Origin of the sequence: Candidatus Poriferisodalis sp. (assembly GCF_965205175.1) — a bacterium.
Lineage (GTDB): Bacteria > Actinomycetota > Acidimicrobiia > Acidimicrobiales > Poriferisodalaceae > Poriferisodalis.
In genome coordinates this window covers 927,377-947,442 of the sequence record NZ_OZ242038.1, presented here as the reverse complement: position 1 = coordinate 947,442, position 20,066 = coordinate 927,377, and the positions used below count along the sequence as shown (strand labels likewise).

Below are 20,066 nucleotides of genomic sequence, written 5' to 3'. Positions count from 1 at the left end.
GTCTAGCGCGAAGCGTCGGCGCGGCGGTAGACGCGGGGTACCCGCTGCGAGATGCCGGTGAGCACCTCATAGGGGCTGCGGCCCGACCAGGCGGCCAGATCGGTGACCGTGACGGACTGGTCGCCTTGACGACCCACCAGGGTCACGCGGTCGCCGTTGTGTGCGCTGGCGTCGCCGATGTCCACCATGGCTTGATCCATGCACACATTGCCTACGACGGGGTGCGGCACGCCGTCGATCAGCACATGCGCCGACGCTGTCGCTCGACCGGGTGTGGGGCTCTCATCGGTCGCAACGCCGGGGGGTGTTGGCCGCTGCTGCCCGGACCGGTCACCGAGAGCGCGTGCGTATCCATCCGCGTACCCCACCGGCAAGGTGACCACTCGCGTCTGGTGCTCTGCGGTCCAGGAGCTGCCGTAGCCGACGGATGCTCCAGGCAGCAGGACCTTGAAGTACACCACTTCGCTGTGCCAGCTCAGCACCGGCTCGGTCGCCACGGCCGCCGCGATCTCCGGCGTGGTGGCAACCCCGTACAGCAAGATGCCCGGGCGGACGAGGTCGAGGTGGGCCTCGGGCAGGCGAGCTGTCGCAGCCGACGCTGCCATATGCCGGACCGGTGTCGGCAGCGAACGGCGTTCGTAGAAGCTCAGGGCCTCGTTGAAGCGGTCGATCTGCCGGCGTGCATCGGCCAGATCAGCACGATCGGCGTTGGCGAAGTGGCTGAACACGCCCTCCACGCGAACCGAGCTGCAGCGCAGCGATGCAGCGAACAGCCCGTCTGCGCTGTCGGGGCGGACGCCGATGCGGCCCATGCCGGTGTCGAGCTTGAGGTGTGCGCGGGCAGTGGTGCTTGCAGCCGCAGCTGCTTCGTCGATCTGGTGCAGCTTGTCGATGGACGGCACCGTGAAGATGAGTCGATGGCTGAGGAACAATGGGATCTGGCGTTCGACGGCACCGCCCAGAACGTGGATGTCGATAGTCACTCCGGCGCTGCGCAACGCCAGCGCTTCCTCGACGTAGGCGACCGCCACGCATGACACCCCTGCTGCCTGCAATGCGCGCCCGACCTGCGCTATGCCGTGGCCGTATGCATTGGCCTTGACCACCGGCATGACCTGCGCGCCGTCGCAGTGCCGACGGATGGCAGCCAGATTGCGCTCCAGCGCGGCCAGGTCGATCTCGCACCACGTCGGACGCAGCTGTGAAGTGTCGGTTTCGTGCGGCTGCGGCGTTACGACTTCGCCGTCTCGTTGCGCCGCGGGCCTGCTGGACTCGACGACTTGGCCTGCGGAAGCGGTCGTCACGTCACCTTCGCTGCCGCAGCGGCAGCGAGTTCTGCTCGCACCTGCCCGAGCCGCTCTACTTGGCGCATCGCCGTGAGCGGCGACTGCGCGAAGGCGCTGCTGTCGTCGCCGAAGGTGGCCGTGCGTCCGTGCCAGTGCGCCGCGGCGGCGGAGCGGGCCGGCACGAGGTCGGGAGAGGTCGCGCCTCCTGCCAACACCGCTGCCAGCACGCCTGCAAGCACGTCGCCCGAGCCAGCGGTTGCCAATCGAGGAGTCCCCGAAGTGACCGCCAGAACGCCGGCCGACCGTGCAGGTGTTGATGCAGCCTGGGTGGATTGGGGCGCGGCTACGAGCGTCGTCGGTCCCTTCAGCAGAACCACAGCGCCCAGGCCGCTGGCAGCTTGACGCACCGTCTCGAATCGGTCGGCGGCCGGCGGCTTGCCCGTGAGCTTGGCGAACTCGCCGTCATGGGGAGTCAGCACGGTCGGCGCTGTCCGCACGCTCAGGCACTCGGGGCAGTCCGCCAACGCGCTGAGTGCGTCGGCGTCGATGACCAGCGGCACCGGGCACTCGGCAATGAAGCGAGCCATCTGCGACGACGCCGAGGGATCAGCGCCGATGCCCGGTCCGATGACGGCGGCGCCGAAGCGTTCGATGCCGCTCAGCGCCGGCCCCGACCAGTCTCCCGCCGGCAGGTCGCGGGCGACTGCCTCTGCGGGGCGGGCGACCTCGGCTGCACGCAGTCCCGGCGAGCTGATAACCACCATGCCGCCGCCCGCCTGCTGGGCCGCCGCGCACACGAGATGCCCGGCGCCACGCATCTGCGGCGAGCCGGCGATGACGCGCACCGCCCGTCGCCACTTGTGGGCCGTCGGTTCGGCGACGGGAAGCACAGCGCGGGCGTCGGCGTCAGTGACGAGCCACGACGTCGCTGTACCCGTGTCGAGTCCGATCGGTGCGAGCTGCACATCGCCTGCGAGTGCGGCGCCGGGGTGCAACAGCAGACCCGGCTTGAGCGCCCCGAAGGTCACTGTCGCGGCGGCGGGCCAGCACCCGTGGTCGAAGCCGGTCACCGCATCCACGCCGGAGGGAAGGTCGACTGCCAGCACCGCCGCTGCCGGCGGACGGACTGCTCCCCACGCTCCCCGCAGGCCCGTGCCGTAGGCCGCGTCGATGACGAGGTCCCACGTCGCCGCCGCGGGCGTCGGCGTGTCGGCCAAGACGAGGTCAAGCGCCTCGGACGGCGTCGCGACGCGGCAGCGGGCACCCCAACGGGTCAGCACGTCGGCCGCAACACGTCCGTCCGCCCCGTTGTTGCCTGTGCCGGCGGCCACGAGCACCCGCCGGCCGTAGGTGCCGCCCATCATCTGACGCGCGGCGATGGCAACTGCTGCGCCGGCACGACCGACCAGCACCTCGACACTCTCGGGCGCCGTCGCGTCGATGGCTGCCATCTCGGTCGGCGTGACAATCGGAATCACTGCGCCAGCACCATCGCGGCAGCCACGCCGTCGGTATGAGTCAGCGTCACCTGCCAAGCCGACAGGCCTGCCGCGGTCGCCCGCTGCGCCGCCAGGCCCCGAAGCACCAGTTCCGGGCGACCGTTGGGCTGGCGGGCCACTTCGATGTCGCGGAAGCGGCAGGCGCCCAGACCGACGCCCAGCACCTTCATCACCGCCTCCTTCGCAGCGAATCTCGCTGCGAGGCGGGTGTCGGGATCGGCTGTCCCCAAGGCGTAGGAGAGCTCTGCGGGGGTGAACAAGCGCGAGCGCATGGCGCTGCGCCGCTCGAGCACGCGCGCGAACCGCCGGACGTCGACGATGTCGAGCCCGACCGAAGCAGTCACGCGTCCGCCGTCTTTGCGACTGCGTCTCGGTCGCCGGATTCGCTGGTCACCACAGCTGTCGCTGCGGCGCTGATTGCGCCAGATGCTGCATCGTGGCCGAGGTCGTCGGCAAGGTGGCGGCCGAGCCAGTGCTCTGCGAGCACATAGACCGGTCGGGTCAGCAGGTCGAACACGTCGAGCCTGCCGAGCAGGTCGTCGCGGAACCAGGGGAGCGTCTCGGTCACTGCGTCGGCGAGCGCCCCGTAGCGGCCGCGGTAGCCCGTCAGCACGGAGCGCATCGCCGGCGCCGCAAGCCGGTCGACGAAGTGGCAGTGCAGCAGCGTCAGCCCGGTGGTCGTCCCGTCCTTCGTCTCGGGAATGTGAATCACCGTGCGGCTGTCGCTGCCGCGCGCCACAGTGACCTCGCGTTCGTAGGAGGCACGGTGCTTGCTGCCGCGCAGCTGCGGGCTGGAGACCGTGCGCGACTCGACGCCACGCGCCGTGCCGCCCCGGTCGGTCAGCCAGATCGTGACCTGCGGGTTGCTGGCCGATACCGGCTCGCCTTCGATGCGGTACCGCGACCAGCCGGTGACCTCGGCCACGGCCGGGTCGAGTGCAGCCAGGCTGCGCAGCGCCGAGTAGGACAGGCGGTCTCTGGGCGCGCCAGCTTCGAGGGCTGCCGCCACGAGCATCGAGTCCAGCAGCGTCTCGTCGGCGCGCGAGATGCCGACGGTGACCGTCTTGGCTTGGTGCTTGATGGTGTCCACGGGGCGTGTGAGCTCGTCTATGGCGACGTTCAGCGCATCGGTGAAGTCGTCGACCACCACAGAGGGCAGCCCCACCTTGCCCATGTCGGCCTGGTACGTCTCCAGCGGCGCCCGTCCGAGGGCATAGCGGAGCACCGCGACGAGGCTCGACGCTGTGCCGGCCCGCAAGTGCCCGTCGTAGCAGCCCGCGCGCACGCCGTCGGCGAAACGGTTCGCCAGGGGATGCAAGCGCTGCGCCAGTACGTCCAGCAGGTCGGCGTTGCGTTCGTCTGCTGCGGCGAGCAGCGATTCGGTGCCGGCACGCATCTCTCGCAGCGGCTCTGCCAGTGCGTCGATGGCGAGCGCTGCCTCGTAGGCGTACAGGTGGCCGGCGGCGGTGGCCAGCACGAAGTCCACGGCTGGATGCACGGCGGGAACCTCGAGCAGCTCCGCGGCGGCCTCGAAGCGTCCGGTGCCTGCCGAGGCCACCACGATCGGCGTGGCTCGGTGCGCCCGGTAGATCGCGACCTCCTTTGCGGCATCGTCGGCGACCGATCCGGTGAGGCCCGCCGCGCACACCCAGATGAGCGGTTCGCACGAGAGGTCAATGTGCTTCTTGTCTTCGGTGCCGTCTTCGGCGACAGCGTGGTAGCAGAGCTCTGACAGCTTGATGCGGACTTCGCGCGACGCAATCCGGTTCGCGCCATTGCCCACCACGGCCCAGTGGCGGGGCGCGCCGACATGGCGGCAAGCGATCTGCGCAATCTCTTGGTGCAAGCCGAGCACGTCGGCGAGCGCGGCGGGCAACGTGACCAGCGCAGCGAGCAGCTCGCCGGCCGCACTCGCCGTCTCGGCATCGTCGGGGCGAATGTCGGCCGCAACGGCTGCGGCGAGCAGCGCGCACGCTGCCACCTGCGCGTAGAATGCCTTGGTGGAGGCCACGGACATCTCTACGTCGCGGCCGTCGGAGGTGTAGAGCACCCCGTCGGCCCGGTCGGTCAGGTCGCTGCCACGGCGGTTGACGATGGCGACAACTGCGGCACCGCGAGCACGCGCCAGATCGACGGTGCGGTTGGTGTCGGTGGTGGTACCGGACTGGCTCACGGCCACGACGAGCGTGTCGCTCAGATCGCCCCGCAAGCCGAAACCGCTGAACTCCGTTGCCAGCGCTGCGGTCACCTCGATGCTGCGCAGCGCTCGCGACGGCGCCAAGAGCGTGTCCACGAAATGCGGCAGGGACGCCCCCGCGGCCGCTGCGGTGCCTTGACCGATGACGACGATGCGGCGCAGCGATCCGTCTCGCAGCCTGGACCGAACCCCAGCAGGCAGGGCATCGGGCCCCAGCCGAGCACGCCGCAGTCCGTCGGCAGTCTCGACGCGGCCGCGCAGCGTGGCTTGCAATGAGCGCGGCGCCTCGCTGATCTCCTTGAGCAGGAAGTGCGGGTAGTCGCCTCGGTCGATGTCGCGGGTGGTGACCTCCGCCGCGACGATGTCGTGGGGCGCGAGCGGCAGCGGTGTGCCGTCGTAGGAGCAGCGCTGCAACGCCGCAAACGCTGCCGCCGGGTCGGCCATGGTGTCGGTCGCTTCCGGCCGGCCGCTTGCTGGTGCCGTCGGCGCGCCGACCAGCATGATCTGGCCGCGGCTTCCTACCGGATTCGTCGGATCCGACGGGCTGTCGCCGTCGAGGCGGACGTAGCGGCGGCACTGCTCCACCAAGCCGTAGGGCTCGCTGGCCACCACGTAGGCGGAGTCCGCCGCGCCCACGTAGAGGGCCTGCCCGCTGCCGCGCAGCGCGAGCGCCAGCGTGTCCGGCATCTCGCTGACGTGCGCCGCGATGGCCACCGACCCTTCGAAGCCTGCCACCGCATCGCCGAAGGCCCGCCGCAGTCGCTCGAGACCGGCCGCAGCTCGCTCGTGCTTTGTACGTGCGGCAAGCGTCTGGCGCAGCATTGCGGGGATGACCTGCGCGTCGGTGGTGATCTCGGGCGCAATCTGGAGGCGTCGGTGGGCGATCACGTCGGCGTAGTTGTCCACGTCGCCGTTGAGCACTGCGGCAATGTGACCAGTGTGGTCGCCTTCGTGGGATGCGCTGGCAGCTCGTGCGGGCGACGCTGCTGTGCGCGCGCCGAGCGGGTGCGTGTTGGGCAGCGAGACGATGCCGACGCTGGCCCATCGGGTGTGCCCCAGCACGACGGTCCGTACGCCCTCGCCGCACAGTGCCCGGCGCAGCAGGCTGTCGCTGCGAATCTGTGATCTCAGCGCGGCAGTGTTGTCGCCGAGTTCTCCGATTTCCGAGGCGGTCTTGTAGACGAATGCCAGCCCGTCGGGGGTATCTCGCACGGCACCGGCACCGAAGAGCGGGTCATTGAGCCGTCCGCTCGATGCGCCGCCGGCACGGCCCTCACGGTCGCTGAGGCGGGCCCCGCACACGAAGACCTGCAGTCCGGCCGAATCCCGTCCTCGCACCTCCAGCCGGTCGAGCGCTGACAGCGCCACCTGCATCGACCAGAGTCCGCCCACCGCAGCCTGCGGAGGTGTGCCGCCCCACAGCTCGACCACCTCGCGGGCGGTGCGCAGACGGTCGTGACGCACCGCGAAGACATGGTCCTTCACCTCGCTCAAGACAGCATTGAGGCGCTCGACACTGAAGCGCTCGGTGCGGGCCCCCTGATCTTCGGCGGCGGCACCGCTAGCTGTGGCATCACCGGCGAGCGAGGCCACAGAATCGTCCGCACCAAGTGCGGTATCGACAGCGTCACCGGCCATGACGTCGACGGCACGTTCCAGCTCGCCAATGTGCGCGTCGATGGTCTCCAGCGCAGCCTCGATGTCCAAGATGCACTTCGCGTCGTCGACCAGCAGTCGCACACCGGGCAACGACCTCAACGCCTCGTCAGCGGCGTGCAGCACCGCGGCGGCGGCTTCGAGCTGTCCCACCAGCGTCGCCCGGTCACCGCGCGTGCCCGGCTGGCTCTCGGCCGCTGCAGCGGCGAGCAAGTCCGAAGCGTCGCGCAGCAACGGGACGATCTCGGCTGCTTCCAGCGCCGCTCGGTCGTCGCGGCGGGTGACGACAGCCACAATCCCGCACACATCAGCGAGGGTACCGAGCACCCGACGAGCCATCCGTCGGGCGCAACGCCAGCGGAGTGGCCGGATTGGTGGCCGCGTGATGAGATCTACGTCGGCCTGCGCGGGTGCGGCGCGCTCGGCTGCAGCGGCGCGGGAGGCGACAGCGTGCTTAGATGTAGCTAGCCGCGCACGCGCGGCGCACAACACAGCACTCACAAGGGGGGTCGCTATGGCGATCAGGGGAGTCATGCGAGCTGGGTACGTCCAGATTCGCTGCACCGACGTGGAGGGATCCATCGTCCACTATCGGGACCGAGTCGGTCTGTCGGTGGTCGGCACCGGCGACGACGGGCGCGTGTACCTCAAGGCATACGACGAGTTCGACCATCACAGCGTCATCCTGCGGCCGGCCGACCAGCCGGGCATGGACTTCATGGGCTTCAAGGTGCGCAACGACGCGGATCTCAGCGAGCTGACCGACCGGCTGTACGCGCACGACGTGGACGTCGAACATCTTGAGCCGGGATCACAGCCCGGCCTCGGCCGAGTGGTCAGCTTCCGCATTCCGGCCGGGCACACGATCCACCTGTACGCCGACATGGCCATTGCCGACAAGACGCCGCCGACGCACAACCCCGACGTGTGGGACGAGGAGCCCCGCGGCATGCGCGCCACCCGGATGGACCACTGCCTGCTGTACGGCCCGAACATCGCGGAGACCGTCGAGCTGTTCACCCAAGTGCTGGACTTCGAAGTCTCCGAGGTGGTCAAGGCGCCCGACGGTTCCTACATCGCACCGTTCCTCACCTGCGCAAACAAGGCCCACGACGTTGCGTTCGTCGCAGCCGAGAAGCCCGGCATCTTCCACCACGTGTCGTTCTACTTGGAGAGCTGGAACGATGTCGCCCATGCCGGCGACGTGATGAGCCGTTACGACATCCCCGTCGACATCGGGCCGACCCGTCACGGCATCACCCGCGGCCAGACGATCTACTTCTGGGATCCGTCGGGCAACCGCAACGAGGTGTTCTCCGGCGGCTACATCCACTACCCGGACGTCCCGCAGCGGACGTGGGATGCCGAGCAGCTCGGCAAGGGCGTGTTCTACGTGGATCGTCGGCTCAACGAGGCGTTCTTGGACGTCTACACCTAGACCGGCACCCGGCGTGCCGCGGCTTGGTCGCCGGCAACCACCGCGACGAGCCGATCCGCGAGAGCGTGCGCCTCGCGCTCGGTCGGCGCCTCGACCATGACGCGGATGACCGGCTCGGTGCCGCTGGCGCGCACCAGCACACGAGCCCCAGAACCGGCTTGACCGGCGCCAGCCTGACCAGCGCCGGCTCGGGCAGCGATGTCTTCGATTGCCTGGCGGGCTGCGTCGTCGAGTGACGTTGGCGCCGCAGGCACGCTGCGCAGCACCTGCGGCGCGGACTGCATCGCGCCCGACGCCAGCTCGGCGCTCGTCTGCGGCGCATCGCCGGTGGACCGCCGCGCCACGAGGTCGGCCAAGTGGACGGCGCTGCGCAGTCCGTCGCCGGTGGTGGCTTCGTGCCGGAACACGATGTGGCCTGACTGCTCGCCGCCGAGGCAGTAGTGGCCCGCATCCAGCGCTTCAAGCACCGCGCGGTCACCGACCGCCGCTTCGACCACGGCGATACCGGCCTCGGTCATGGCCCGGCGCAGCCCCAGATTGGACATCACCGTCACCACGAGCGTGCTGCCGGCTAGCAGGCCGCGCGCGGCCAGATCGGCCGCGAACAGTGCCATCTGGCGGTCGCCGTCGATGAGCTGTCCGTCGCTGTCCACAGCGATCAGCCGGTCGCCGTCGCCGTCGAATGCCAAGCCCAGGTCTGCGCCGGCTTCGAGCACTGCCGCCTGCGCAGCGCCAGGGCTTACCGAGCCGCAGCCGTCGTTGATGTTGCGGCCGTCGGGCTCGCAGAACTTCGCGGTGACCCGCGCCCCCAGCCGTCGCAGGATCGCCGGCGCCAGCGACGCCCACGCACCGTTCGCGCCGTCCACCACCACGTGTACACCGGCGAGCGTGCGACCGCCGATGGCATCGCGCAGAGATGCCGCATAGGCATCCTCCACACGGGTCCGCGTGCTCGTAGACGCCGCGTCGACAAGCACGTTGTCGCGTGTTGCGCCGCGATGCGCGCGCCGTGTCACGTCCGCTGCGGCCGGTCGGTCGCCGTGGGTCAGCCCCAAGCCGTCGAAGCACCTCGCGACCGAACGCTGCTGCTCGTCGCTGAGCTTCGCGCCTCCGCCAGCGAACAGCTTGACGCCGTTGTCGCGCCACGGGTTGTGCGAAGCGGAGACCATGGCGCCGGCTGCTCCGAAGTGCTGAGCGGCAAAGGCCACTACCGGAGTCGGCACGATGCCGAGGCTGGTGACCTCCGCGCCGGTCGCGCGCAAGCCGGCAATGAGCGCACGTTCGAGCACGAAGCCCGAAGCTCGGGTGTCGCGGCCGACCACCCAGCGCGCCGGGTGCCTGCCCGCGAACAGCGCCGTGTTCGCAGCGCGCCCGATGGCATGGGCCACGACTTCGTCGAGTACGTCGAATGCCTGTGCTCGAACGCCGTCGGTGCCGAAGGCGGGTCCCACGCCGACCTGAGCGCTCGCCGCGTCTCGACTGGCAGGACTGCCTTGGGCGCACCGCGTCAGCGCTTCGAGTACTGCGGTGCCTTTCGGGCCTTCTTGAGGCCGTACTTCTTGGATTCCTTCTTGCGGTCGTCGCGGTAGAGCAAGCCTGCGGATTTCAGCGTCGGCCGCACCTGCGGGTCGAGCACCAGCAGCGAGCGGGCGATGCCCAAGCGCAGGGCACCAGCCTGACCCGCCACGCCACCGCCTCCGACGGTTGCGCTGATGTCGTAGCTCGCTGCGACCTCGGTGAGCCGCAGCGGCGCCGTGATCTCCATGCGATGCACTGCAGAGGTGAAGTACTCCTCGAACGGGCGGCCATTCACCGAGATGGTGCCGCTGCCAGGCAGCAGCCGAACCCGAGCGACGGCGTGCTTGCGGCGGCCAGTGGTCTGCGTCAGCGGAACGGGCACGGAATCGGTGTCCTTCTGGTCAGGTGTAGCAAGTGTGTCGAGCGTCAGATGTACGGAGTCAGGTCCGGTGCGGGGAAGACGGCAAGCGGCCCTCAGCGAGCCTGCGCGTGGGGCAGCTGGAGCGTCTGGGGCTGCTGGGCTGCATGGGGATGATGAGGTCCGGCGTACACCTTCAGCTTGCGCAGCTGGGCTCGGCCCAGCCGGGTGTGCGGCAGCATGCCTCGGACGGTGCGGCGCACAGCCTCGGCAGGCCGGCGGGCCAGCAGGTCGCCGTAGGACTCGCTGCGCAGGCCGCCGGGGTAGCCGGAGTGACGATGCACCATCTTGTTGGCGGCCTTGTCGCCGGTGAGCACCACCTTGTCGGCATTCACCACCACGACGTGGTCGCCGCCGTCGATGTACGGGGCGAAGGTGGGCTTGTGCTTGCCGCGCAGGATCTTGGCGACCTCGGTGGCCATGCGGCCGAGCACCAAGCCCTCGGCGTCCACCACGTACCACTCGCGCTCGATCTGCGATGCCTTGGGGGCGTAGGTGCGCACGCTGGGCTCCCGATGCGGTGGTGTCACTTCGTCGTCAGCATCGAGGCGGCACAGCACAGCGGCACGCAGCATCAGCCTGACGGACGGCCCGCAGAGGGTATCGGGTAGCGGTCCGGCCGCCTCAGCCCGCCGCCGTCACCGGCACCGTGTCACGGCCGGCCCGCAGCAGCGCACCCGGGCGTGCGTCGGTGAACTCGCCGTCGCTGACAGCCACTTCCCCGTTGACCAGCACCGTGTGAATGCCGTCGGCCTCGCCGTACAGCCGCCAGGTGCCGCCGGGCAGGTCTTCGCGCACCTCGATCGGCCGCGGTGCGATCTCCTCGGGGTCGAACACCACGACATCGGCGTGCCAGCCCTCGGCCAATCGGCCCCGGCCGTCGAGTCCGTACAGTCGAGCCGGCACATCGGTCAGCTTGTGGACAGCTGCTTCCAGCTCGAGCATCTGGCGGTCGCGGGCGGCGGCCACCAAGTAGGTCGAGTAGTTGAACGTCGCCAAGAAGTCCAAGTGAGCACCTGCGTCCGACGCGCCGATCACGCAGCGGTCGTCATTCCACAGCTCCTGGCGCAGTGCCCAGCTGTCGTCGTCGTCTCCGGCTGCACGCGGGTACAGGCCGGTCTTGAGGTCGTCGGCCACCACGAGGTCGCACAGCGCATCCCACGGCGAGACTCCCTGCTCGTCGGCGATGTCTCCGATCGTGCGACCCTCCAAGTGCGTCAGTTCAGGCTTGGTGACCTCGCCCACCGTGAGCCGCTCCCAGCGGGCCACGCCCCGGAACGCGCTCGGCTGCTGCGCGAGTTCGTTCAGCTCGGCACGGCGGCGCGGGTCGGCCAGCAGCGCCAGCTTGTCGGCCGGCGCGAGCGCCATCGGCTCGGCCCAGCCGTGCAGCGTGTCGAGCAGGAAGCCGCTCTCGAAGCACAGGCGGCTGACCGCCGGCATCGGGGCCGTCAGGGCCACCACGCGTCCGCCTTGGCGCGCCGCGTAGTCACTGGCCTCCAGCTTCTGGGCGATGACGTCTCTGTGGCGTCCGTTGGCGAAGATCACGTTCCAGTTCAGCGGGCGGTCCGCCGCGGTGGACATGTCGGCGAGCAGCTGGTACACGTCGGTGTCGAAGTGCTCGATGGTGGGGATGAACTCGAGCGCCACGGCCGGGGTCGTTCGCAGCACCGAGCACAGCTCGATCAGCTCAGCGGGCGTGGCGTGGCGCGAGGGAACGGCCTCGCCCGCGGCGTCGTTGTGGGTCTTGGCCCACGATGAGCTGAAGCCCAGCCCGCCGGCGGCAATGGAGTCGGCCAGCATCCGCTTCATGGAATCCAGTTCGTCGGGCGTGGCCTCGTGGCCGACGGAGCGTTCGCCCATCACCACACGGCGCAACGCACTGTGACCGACGAGGAACCCGGCGTTGGGCATCAACGTGCCCTCGATGGCGTCGAGGTACTCGCCGAAGCTGCGCCAGTCCCACGGCACGCCCTGCTGCAGCGACGCGAGCGGCATGCCTTCGACTCGGGCGAGCATTCGCATCAGGTAGTCGCCGTGGTCGGGTTCCAGCGGGGCAATCGTGAAGCCGCAGTTGCCGCCGATCACGGTGGTGACGCCGTGCAGCGGCGACGGCGACAGCGTGGTATCCCAGAAGACCTGCGCGTCGAAGTGCGTGTGGATGTCGACGAAGCCAGGAGCGACCACCAACCCGGAGGCGTCAATGGTGCGCTGCGCTGCGCCGGCGGCCCGCACCGCTTCGTCGCCCACGGCCACGATGCGCCCGTCGCTGATGCCGATGTCTCCCTGGGCACGAGGCGCCCCGGTGCCGTCGATGATGGTGCCGCCTGCAATCCTGGTGTCGAGCACGTGACCTGTCCCCCTCGCCAGTGGCCTCGCGGCCCAGTCGCTGCGAGGCTGTAGCTCAAGCTAGCGTGCTGGCGGGGTAGGGGGCCAGTGAAGTAGGGGCGTCTGGTGTCACCGCGCGACGAATCTGCACTGCACGCAGCCTCTGCGGCGTGCCGGACGGTGCGCTTGGATGTTCGCTATCGCGGCACGGCCTTCCGCGGCTTTGCAGCCAACGCGGGCGTGCGCACGGTCGCCGGCGAGTTGAGCGCTGCGCTGGAGCAGGTCTTGGGCGAGTCGCCCGCGCTGACGGTGGCCGGCCGCACCGATGCCGGTGTGCACGCGACCGGCCAAGTGGTGTCGTTCCGACTCAGCGGCGAAGCACTGCGCCGTGCGACCCGCGCTGAGCGCAGAAGCAACCCGAATACAGACGGCGATGCCCATGATGCGCCTGATGCTGCAACGTCGTGCTCAGCCGAGCGATGCGCCGTCCGGGCCGGCGAGCTCGGCGGGCGCTGCAGGCTGGACCGGCTGGCCGGCTCGCTGAATCGCCTGCTGCAGCCCGAGATCGCGGTGACCACAGCGTCATTCGTCGATGACGGTTTCGATGCTCGCCGCTCGGCAGTCGCCCGCGCCTATGAGTACCGCGTCCGCAACGCCACGCATCCCGATCCCCGCTACTGCGATCTGGAATGGCACATCGCCGCGCCGCTGGACCTCGGCCAGATGAACGCCGCTGCAGCCTGCTTCGTGGGCGAGCACGACTTCACCTCGTTCTGCCGCCGGCCCAAGGGTTGCCTGGACGCGTCGCTGGTGCGCAACGTGACGCGCGCCATCTGGACCGCGCAAGGCGCGCGTCTACTGTTCGAGATCGAGGCCAACGCGTTCTGCCACCAGATGGTGCGAGCAATCGTGGGCCAGTGCGTGGCAGCAGGGCGCGGCACCAGCGCTGCCAGCGACGTGCCAGCCGTTCTGACGGCCCGCAACCGAAACGCGGCGGCACCCATCGCGCCACCCCACGGGCTCACCCTGGTCGCCGTCCGCTACCCCGATACCACCCCATGAGACCGCGGACCTCGTCAGTCGCGGTCGCAGCCGCAGTCGCAGCATGCGCCCGCATCAGGTGTCTTCGGCCCTACTCAAGCCTGTGACCTGTCGACAGCTTCAGCAGGCCCGCCGAGTTTGCCAGCGCGCGGACGCAGATGCCAGATGTGATATATCTATTGCAGTTCATGGTCGAAAAACCTATGCATATATAGTGCACATGGTGTGTGGCATGCACGACACGCTGCCGATCTGAGTAAGGACTTGCCATGCGGAACCAACGAGCAATCGCCAGGCGGCGCTTGGATGAGCGTCTCGCGCGGGTTGTCGACATCACGCGCCCGGCAAAAGGCTGGATTCGAGCACTGCGCGATGCTCTCGGCATGACCAGCGCGGATCTTGCGCAGCGCATGGGGGTGAGTCCTCAGCGCGTGTACGCAATCGAACGCAGCGAGCAGCACATGACCCTCAAGCTCAGCACCCTCGAGCGCATCGCCCACGCAATGGACTGCGATCTCGTATATGCGCTCGTTCCACGCACCAGCCTCGAGAACTGCGTCACCACGCAAGCCGGACGGCGCGCAGCCGAACATCTGCGCAGTGTCGCGCACCACGCCCGATTAGAGGATCAGGTGCCCACCGAACGCGACCTCGCTCAGCAGATTGAGGAACTCGCCAGCGACCTGGTCGAACGAAAAGGGCTGTGGACCGAAGACCGCAGCCGTTGAGCGAGCCGCGCCCTCCTCGCGGCCACGACGGCCGCACTCCGCTGTCGGAAGAAGATCGCCAAGGTTTGCTGCTCAGCCACATCGTCACCCGTGACGACCTGAACGACGCCGGTGATCGCGTCGCTCGGGCGCTCATCAACCGCAGTCCTGGGCAAACACGCTCCTCGGCGAGCAGCTGTGTCTCTGCTGTGGTCGATCTCATGCCTCCGCGCCGATCTCATTAGCCACTCGTGTCAGTTGAAATGCCATTTGCCAGCGTCGATCAAGGTCACGGCCACACAATGACATTCGAAGCATGCCCACCAACCGTTACCCACACACGAGTACCCGGGAATCCAAAATAACATTCTCTGTTGGCTCTGACGCCGCTGACGAGGACTGCCGAGCGTGAATTCCACGCCTCCCGTCGCAGTCCGTACCGAGGATCTGCCTCATTCCAGCAAAGCAACAAGTGCGGCCCAGGGCCGATGACGCTCTCGTCGATCGACACGTGCAGCCAGCGACAGGCCGCAACTGAACAGCCATCTTCACCCCGGGCGCTGTCACCCACAGATAACGTGATGGGAGAACGGTTCGTCGGAGTCGTTGTAGCAGTCGTCGTTCGGCTGGAAGCAAACGAAAGCCGATTCGACTGTACACCTTCCACCACAACGTATACGGCGCCATTGCTGCCCGAATAATAGCAACTCTTCGTCGGGTCAAGACTGCGCCATTCAAACGGACCGAAGGTACGACGGCCCACGATCCAGCATTCGGTTGTATACGGTGCTGATCCCCAATCACCGATAAAATCGTAGTCAAGGTATCTGCATCGGTTCCCCGAACAGCCGGGCCGGTCATTCGCATACTGACCCCAAGAAATCCTCACTTCACGTTGCCGGGCGGTTCGTGACGGCGTGGTTGTGGTACTGGCTGTGGTAGTTGTAGTACTGGTTGTGGTAGTTGTAGTACTGGTAGTCGTGGTGGTAGTGCTAGGCGGCGACGTCGTCCTATCGTCGTCATCATTTCTCGTTCCCTCGCCGAAATTCCGACATTGATTGTCATTGATCCATTCCGCCCATCCCTGACGCACCCGGTTATGGCATGCTACGTAGGCTCGCGGAGATTCTGGAATGTTTGAACCGAAGCCGAGTATTGCACCCCTAGCGGGGTGGCTCATGAGACCCCTGAGATCGTCGTTTCCCCGTCTTTGGGGCAGTTCGCATCCATATTTCGCGGGTGAACCAAAAGGGTGACACCAAGAATACAATGCGTGACCCAACTCGTGCGCCACGGTATAGAAGAATCTATCGTAACGGGTGTACGGTGTTCGAGAAGGGTACCGCTCTGGGATTGCTGTCACCGACCATCTATGCTTCAAGGAGGCGTATCCCCAAGTCCGACTGACTCCGACATCTGCAAGAATCAGTGTTGGCGACTGCTCCGAATAATATCGCGTCAGAGTAGATTCACCGGAGCGGCGAAATGCCTCTGACCTACATGGATCAGGATAACGTTGTTCCTCTACCCCGTCGGAGATATTGTGGGCGTCATCATTGCCTTTCTCTATCCACTTATCTAACGATTGCCGACTCCATTCAAACGGTGCGTCATCGAAATCGCGTGTAGGCAACAATATTCTGCCGGCCACAAATTCTATTCTAGATTTGTTGCCACTCTGAACACGATAGAATTCTGCGACCGTCTGCAGCTGAGATATATAACTGCTCAACGACGTTTGATTCAGATGTTGCGAAGCGGACGAACCACAGAGATCGACTGAAACGGTGACGGCGCCGGAGCTGGTTACGAGAGGCGGAGGCGAGAAGTCGGCGCCGGTTGCAAGTAGAGCTGGGGCCCCGGGATCAATATTGCCGTACCATTCGATATTGCTACGATAGATGTCGAGAGATAGGTCCGGCACGGCGGCGTCACCGCCGAAGATCGATAGCTTGTTTGTACCGTGGGCCCGACGCACAGAATCAAGGAAGGAAGCCGTGACTGACGGCATGCCATGGCGGTCCACGAGGGCGAGCGGTGCACACAGTCGACTGAGCAAGGGTCCTGCGCTGAGCGAATCGAAAGGAACATCCCCGCGCGCCACGCCGACAGCTGCACCGCCGAAGCAGCCTCCCCTGGCATGTTTCGCCATAAACTGCGCCATCTTGACTGCGGTGTCATATCGGTCCGAACCCGCTATTCGACTTACGGTGATTCCACGTTTGCGAATTGCGTCCTCGACTCTTTGTGATATCGCTGCCGATCCCCCGACGAGTATCGCATGGTCTATTCCTGCTGTGTCGACATAGTCGTGCAGGTACCATCCGTCAGTCAACATATCACGCCAAACGAATAGGATTGGAAGATTCGCATGGGCAGCCAGTGGCGCAGACGCCAATGCATCCGCGTACGCCCGAGATTCCGCCGCCGTCACGATAACGGTCTTGCCCAATTGACCCAGTGAACCCGGCGGCCCGGCATATTCTGCAGCATCCATTGCACTATCGCTACTGAATTGTCCTGCGATGTGCAACACCTCGAAGCCAGCCAATTCTAATGCCGAGAACAGCGGCAAATTCTGGTTAAGGCAGCATTCTGGCATAATGCGTGCGTCCGGGCTTGCTTCATACACAACGAGTACTTTGGATACGCCGACGCGCCGCATAAATTCCAAGGCATCCGCCCGAAGCCCCGTCGGAGGCGTAAGCAACATCGCGGTGCTCAGGCGGCCAGCTAGCGAGGAAGCTACAATGCCTTCTCTCCAATGATATTGCCTGTGTCCCCAAGTCATGACGATCGAGTTGAGGCGACCGCCGGCGTCAGCGGCGACGGCTTCCGCTATAGCCAAGGAAGTGCTGTATCGATCTGCACCGGCATAGCGCTTCCATGAGATCGTCGAAGATCCGACAGAATGATCGCCATTAGATGACGAAACTGGTGTCGCAGGCAACAAGACGATTCCGCCCGCCGCTAGCAACAGGCAGAGCGCAACTGCAGCGACACGTCGGTGAAGCCGATGCGCCACAATCGATGACAAAATTTGTCTGCGCCATTCGAATACTGTCTGATTCGGCGAATTTGCGCTAGAATCACGCGCGCCAGGGTTACGCGGTCGATGCATCTTGGTCCTCTAAACTAGGTAGTGTTTCAGCAAATTTTGGTATGCACGAGATCGGCTTCCTCCAACAGGAAGTCATGGCAAGCCTCATTGAAGTCATGGCAAGCCTCATTTCGGAAGCAGCCGGAGCGCGTCCGCAGCAAGCCGGGCTGACGACGCGCCGACGTCACGGTAATCGTCCTGAGTTGTGGTATCGTAAACTCTCACTTTGACGTGACCGTTGAGATCCCAAGTTCCGAGATCGCCCCATCTTCCAGCCGTGCGCGCCTGATCGAGCCATCGAGAGCGAATGTATTTGTTGTCCACAAAGATGTCGTACCGCACGTGTGCAGTGGCCCAATGCGCCGGAACCCACGCCTGAAGCTGGCACTCTCCGGTTACCGAACCAAAGTCCCACTCTGCCCAATTGTCGAATTCGGCAGCGCTACTATTGCCGACGGCGAGGGTAAAGCGGAAGCCGTTCCGACCATGACCAGATTGGCTGGCCCAAGCTGGCGGCTCGAACCAAGTGTATCCTCCGAGACGATCCCCGAGAGCCGGCTCATCATCGACAACCGTTGGACACCGCGGAGCCCGCGGATTCACCTTCCATGATGGAGACAAAAAGCTATAATGCCCTTGCAGCCAAGCCTGAGCGTCAGCACTATACCAGGCACTAGTATCGCTACTATAGGCACCACCCTTGCCAATTGCTTGGACAGCAACTTCATACGTAGTAGCATTGTCTAGTCCGAAAATCGTTGCCGCAAAATTACCTTGGTCAGAGGCGACATTTGCTCTGGCGGCAGCTCGCGCTTGCGCGTAGCTCACGGTCGTAATGCAATAGTTATTGGTTACCCAGCGCCAACGAATTTCTTGCCTTGTGCGCTGCGTGCCCGTTCGCGTGCATGATATGCGAAATCCGGTAATATTCGAGTTATCGACAGCATTTGGCTGCCACCATACTACAGTGAAGCCGCCGCTTCTGGGCAACACTTGCTGGATAGCTGGCGGCAGAGGACGATTCAGTCTTGGCAACGGACAATCTGCAGATGGGCTAATCCACCCCGAGATGATTTTATGATGACATACAACATGGGCATTTTGTCTCAGATCCACCTTTCCACCCTTACGGCAGTAGGACATGAGGCCTTCCATTGAATGACTGTCGTCAAGTTCGGGCTCATAATCCCAAGGATGACTCCAATGGAAGTATGCATGACCTATCTCATGAGCAACGATCGTTAAGAAATGCTGCTCAGCAGAATACCATTTTGATGGTCGAAACTGATCCCAAAAATTCCCGTTGTTGCAATTGCCTGCCCGAAACCGGTCTTGAGTGACCATTACGATGCGACGACGGCCATCGTTCATTTGCGCAATGCCGCCGCCGCCGTCCTCCCAGAACCACCGAAACCGTTCAGATACGGGTATATCCATGAGAAGAATGTAGTCTCGGTCGACCTTCATGTCGTTGACTAATGCGCTTTCACAGGTTCCGAATCGGCCCTTGTTTTCGAACACCAAGTCGTAAAGGTTCTCATCCTTCAATTGTTCGGAAGGAACTGCGAATGCGGTTCCCTCGACAAACCGCAGGTCGACTTTGCCATTGCTCTGTTCGCGATAGAATCTGGCCACATCCCGCTGCATCTTGCTGACAGATTTTTTGAGTTCCGTCTGACTAGCTCCGTGACTGCCTGCGCGACCGCAGGAATACACAGAGATGCTGATGTGCTGAACTGCGTTGTCAGCTTGCTCGCCGGGCGCCGGCACAGCACCATGATGAACGTTGCCGACGGTGGAGCTTCGGTCGTCGGGTCCTGCTGTAGGCGCGTCGAACGCAGCGCCTGCCGGACTGTCAGGCTCTAAGGGGGGGGGGGGGGACGGCTTGTGCCGCTGCCGAAGCAAGGCCGAGGTGCACAACCGTGGCCAACGCCATGACAGCCATCGAGGCACGCGTGAAGGAACCGCGCGGTGGGGTTCCAACCGTTGGCGTGAGCATCGCGGCTGATGGTAGCAGGCTTGAGATGCACGCGCCTGTTTCGCCGGTGGGGGTGGCAAGCGGGCCGCGCCGAGACACGCTGAGCGCAGCGAGGGGAGCTGCGCGTCCAGCGGCCAGTCTGTCAGCCTCAGGCGACCCGGAGATGCTGAACGGCGATTCCCAAGGCTGGCGCGCGAGCGAGGCGGCCGTCGGTGGTGAGCAGTGGAGCGCCGTGAGCGTCGGCCGCCGCCACGTAGAAGGAATCGTACGCGCTGACGCTTTCTCGAAACCGCCATGCACGACGCGCCAGCCCGCTGGCGGGAATGCGCTGAAGCGGCATTCGCACCAGATCGTCAACCGCCATAGTCGCCCGTTCCAGCGACAGGCGGTCTTGAAGCACGGCTCGCCGAAGCACGGAGAGGACTTCGGGATCGACGAGATCAGGGGCTGCCAGCTCAGCGTCGGAGATCGTGTCGGCCAGCGCCAGCCCGAGTGGTGTACGCAGCAGATACTCCACCGCGGCCGACGCATCGAGCACATAGCGCGTCACTGGCGTTCAGCATCTCGCAGCACTCGCTCCTCGCTGAGCAGGCCGGCCGCGTCCGTGCCGAGGTCGGTCTCGGGCCGCTGCGCCAATCTCTTGCGCCACTCGTGTCTGTCGAGCTCCTGCTCGATGGCCTCGATCACTGTGGCGCTCATCGAACGGTTGCGTTCTCGGGCGTGCCGCCGGAGTCGTTCGTGCAGATGTTCAGGCATGTTCTTGACCTGCAGGTTCGGCATAGGCGTACCATAGCATGAAGATAGCCTCTATTCGGCATGATCGCTGCACCACGATGGCATGCCATGCGGATGAAGTCCTGCGCTGGGCCTGCTCGGCACCGCTTGCCGGACCGGCACGGCGGG

Annotated in this window: 15 protein-coding genes; 3 read left to right on the top strand and 12 right to left on the bottom strand. The window is 65.8% G+C overall.

What is annotated here, in order from left to right:
* Positions 1-2 precede the first annotated feature (2 nt).
* From alr to ACOGI4_RS04160, 4 genes are read right to left on the bottom strand one after another with little or no spacing between them, the layout of a single operon-like run.
* Positions 3-1,304 (bottom strand): alanine racemase, encoded by a 1,302-nt coding sequence (alr, locus tag ACOGI4_RS04175; RefSeq protein WP_419842672.1) that lies wholly within the window; start codon positions 1,302-1,304, stop codon positions 3-5.
* A complete protein-coding gene (locus tag ACOGI4_RS04170; protein ID WP_419842671.1) occupies positions 1,301-2,764 on the bottom strand; it encodes an NAD(P)H-hydrate dehydratase in 1,464 nt (487 codons plus the stop codon). Before ACOGI4_RS04170 ends, alr begins: the two co-directional genes overlap by 4 nt.
* A complete protein-coding gene (locus ACOGI4_RS04165; protein ID WP_419842670.1) occupies positions 2,761-3,129 on the bottom strand; it encodes a holo-ACP synthase in 369 nt (122 codons plus the stop codon). Before ACOGI4_RS04165 ends, ACOGI4_RS04170 begins: the two co-directional genes overlap by 4 nt.
* Positions 3,126-6,932 (bottom strand): SIS domain-containing protein, encoded by a 3,807-nt coding sequence (locus tag ACOGI4_RS04160; protein ID WP_419842669.1) that lies wholly within the window; start codon positions 6,930-6,932, stop codon positions 3,126-3,128. The genes ACOGI4_RS04165 and ACOGI4_RS04160 overlap by 4 nt, the downstream gene beginning before the upstream one ends.
* Positions 6,933-7,152: 220 nt before the next feature.
* Here ACOGI4_RS04160 and ACOGI4_RS04155 point away from each other — a divergent pair, with 220 nt between their 5' ends.
* Complete coding sequence (locus ACOGI4_RS04155; protein ID WP_419842668.1) at positions 7,153-8,076, top strand: catechol 2,3-dioxygenase; 924 nt, start codon at positions 7,153-7,155, stop codon at positions 8,074-8,076.
* On the opposite strand, the gene ACOGI4_RS04150 is transcribed toward ACOGI4_RS04155, so the two are convergent.
* The 4 genes from ACOGI4_RS04150 to ACOGI4_RS04135 form a co-directional block, all read right to left on the bottom strand.
* The gene (locus ACOGI4_RS04150; protein ID WP_419842667.1) at positions 8,073-9,527 is read right to left on the bottom strand and encodes a phosphoglucosamine mutase; all 1,455 of its coding nucleotides are present in this window, start codon (positions 9,525-9,527) and stop codon (positions 8,073-8,075) included. The genes ACOGI4_RS04155 and ACOGI4_RS04150 overlap by 4 nt on opposite strands.
* 56 nt (positions 9,528-9,583) lie before the next feature.
* Complete coding sequence (gene rpsI / locus ACOGI4_RS04145; RefSeq protein WP_419842666.1) at positions 9,584-9,976, bottom strand: 30S ribosomal protein S9; 393 nt, start codon at positions 9,974-9,976, stop codon at positions 9,584-9,586.
* A 92-nt stretch (positions 9,977-10,068) separates the two neighbouring features.
* The gene (gene rplM / locus ACOGI4_RS04140) at positions 10,069-10,515 is read right to left on the bottom strand and encodes a 50S ribosomal protein L13 (protein WP_419843086.1); all 447 of its coding nucleotides are present in this window, start codon (positions 10,513-10,515) and stop codon (positions 10,069-10,071) included.
* 121 nt (positions 10,516-10,636) lie between these two features.
* Positions 10,637-12,358, bottom strand: a complete 1,722-nt coding sequence (locus ACOGI4_RS04135; RefSeq protein ID WP_419842665.1) for an N-acyl-D-amino-acid deacylase family protein — start codon at positions 12,356-12,358, stop codon at positions 10,637-10,639.
* Between the two features lie 105 nt (positions 12,359-12,463).
* On the opposite strand from ACOGI4_RS04135, the gene truA reads away from it, so the two are divergent.
* The gene (truA, locus tag ACOGI4_RS04130; protein ID WP_419842664.1) at positions 12,464-13,399 is read left to right on the top strand and encodes a tRNA pseudouridine(38-40) synthase TruA; all 936 of its coding nucleotides are present in this window, start codon (positions 12,464-12,466) and stop codon (positions 13,397-13,399) included.
* A 248-nt stretch (positions 13,400-13,647) separates the two neighbouring features.
* Positions 13,648-14,106 (top strand): mobile mystery protein A, encoded by a 459-nt coding sequence (locus tag ACOGI4_RS04125; protein WP_419842663.1) that lies wholly within the window; start codon positions 13,648-13,650, stop codon positions 14,104-14,106.
* 268 nt (positions 14,107-14,374) lie between these two features.
* On the opposite strand, the gene ACOGI4_RS04120 is transcribed toward ACOGI4_RS04125, so the two are convergent.
* The 4 genes from ACOGI4_RS04120 to ACOGI4_RS04105 form a co-directional block, all read right to left on the bottom strand.
* Positions 14,375-17,206, bottom strand: coding sequence for a cell wall-binding repeat-containing protein (locus ACOGI4_RS04120; protein WP_419842662.1), 2,832 nt, complete (start codon positions 17,204-17,206; stop codon positions 14,375-14,377).
* Between the two features lie 105 nt (positions 17,207-17,311).
* The gene (locus ACOGI4_RS04115; protein ID WP_419842661.1) at positions 17,312-18,820 is read right to left on the bottom strand and encodes a fibronectin type III domain-containing protein; all 1,509 of its coding nucleotides are present in this window, start codon (positions 18,818-18,820) and stop codon (positions 17,312-17,314) included.
* A gap of 491 nt (positions 18,821-19,311) precedes the next feature.
* A complete protein-coding gene (locus ACOGI4_RS04110) occupies positions 19,312-19,713 on the bottom strand; it encodes a type II toxin-antitoxin system VapC family toxin (RefSeq protein ID WP_419842660.1) in 402 nt (133 codons plus the stop codon).
* Positions 19,710-19,943: a FitA-like ribbon-helix-helix domain-containing protein gene (locus tag ACOGI4_RS04105; protein WP_419842659.1), complete on the bottom strand. Its 234-nt coding sequence runs from the start codon at positions 19,941-19,943 to the stop codon at positions 19,710-19,712. The genes ACOGI4_RS04110 and ACOGI4_RS04105 overlap by 4 nt, the downstream gene beginning before the upstream one ends.
* Positions 19,944-20,066 lie beyond the last annotated feature (123 nt).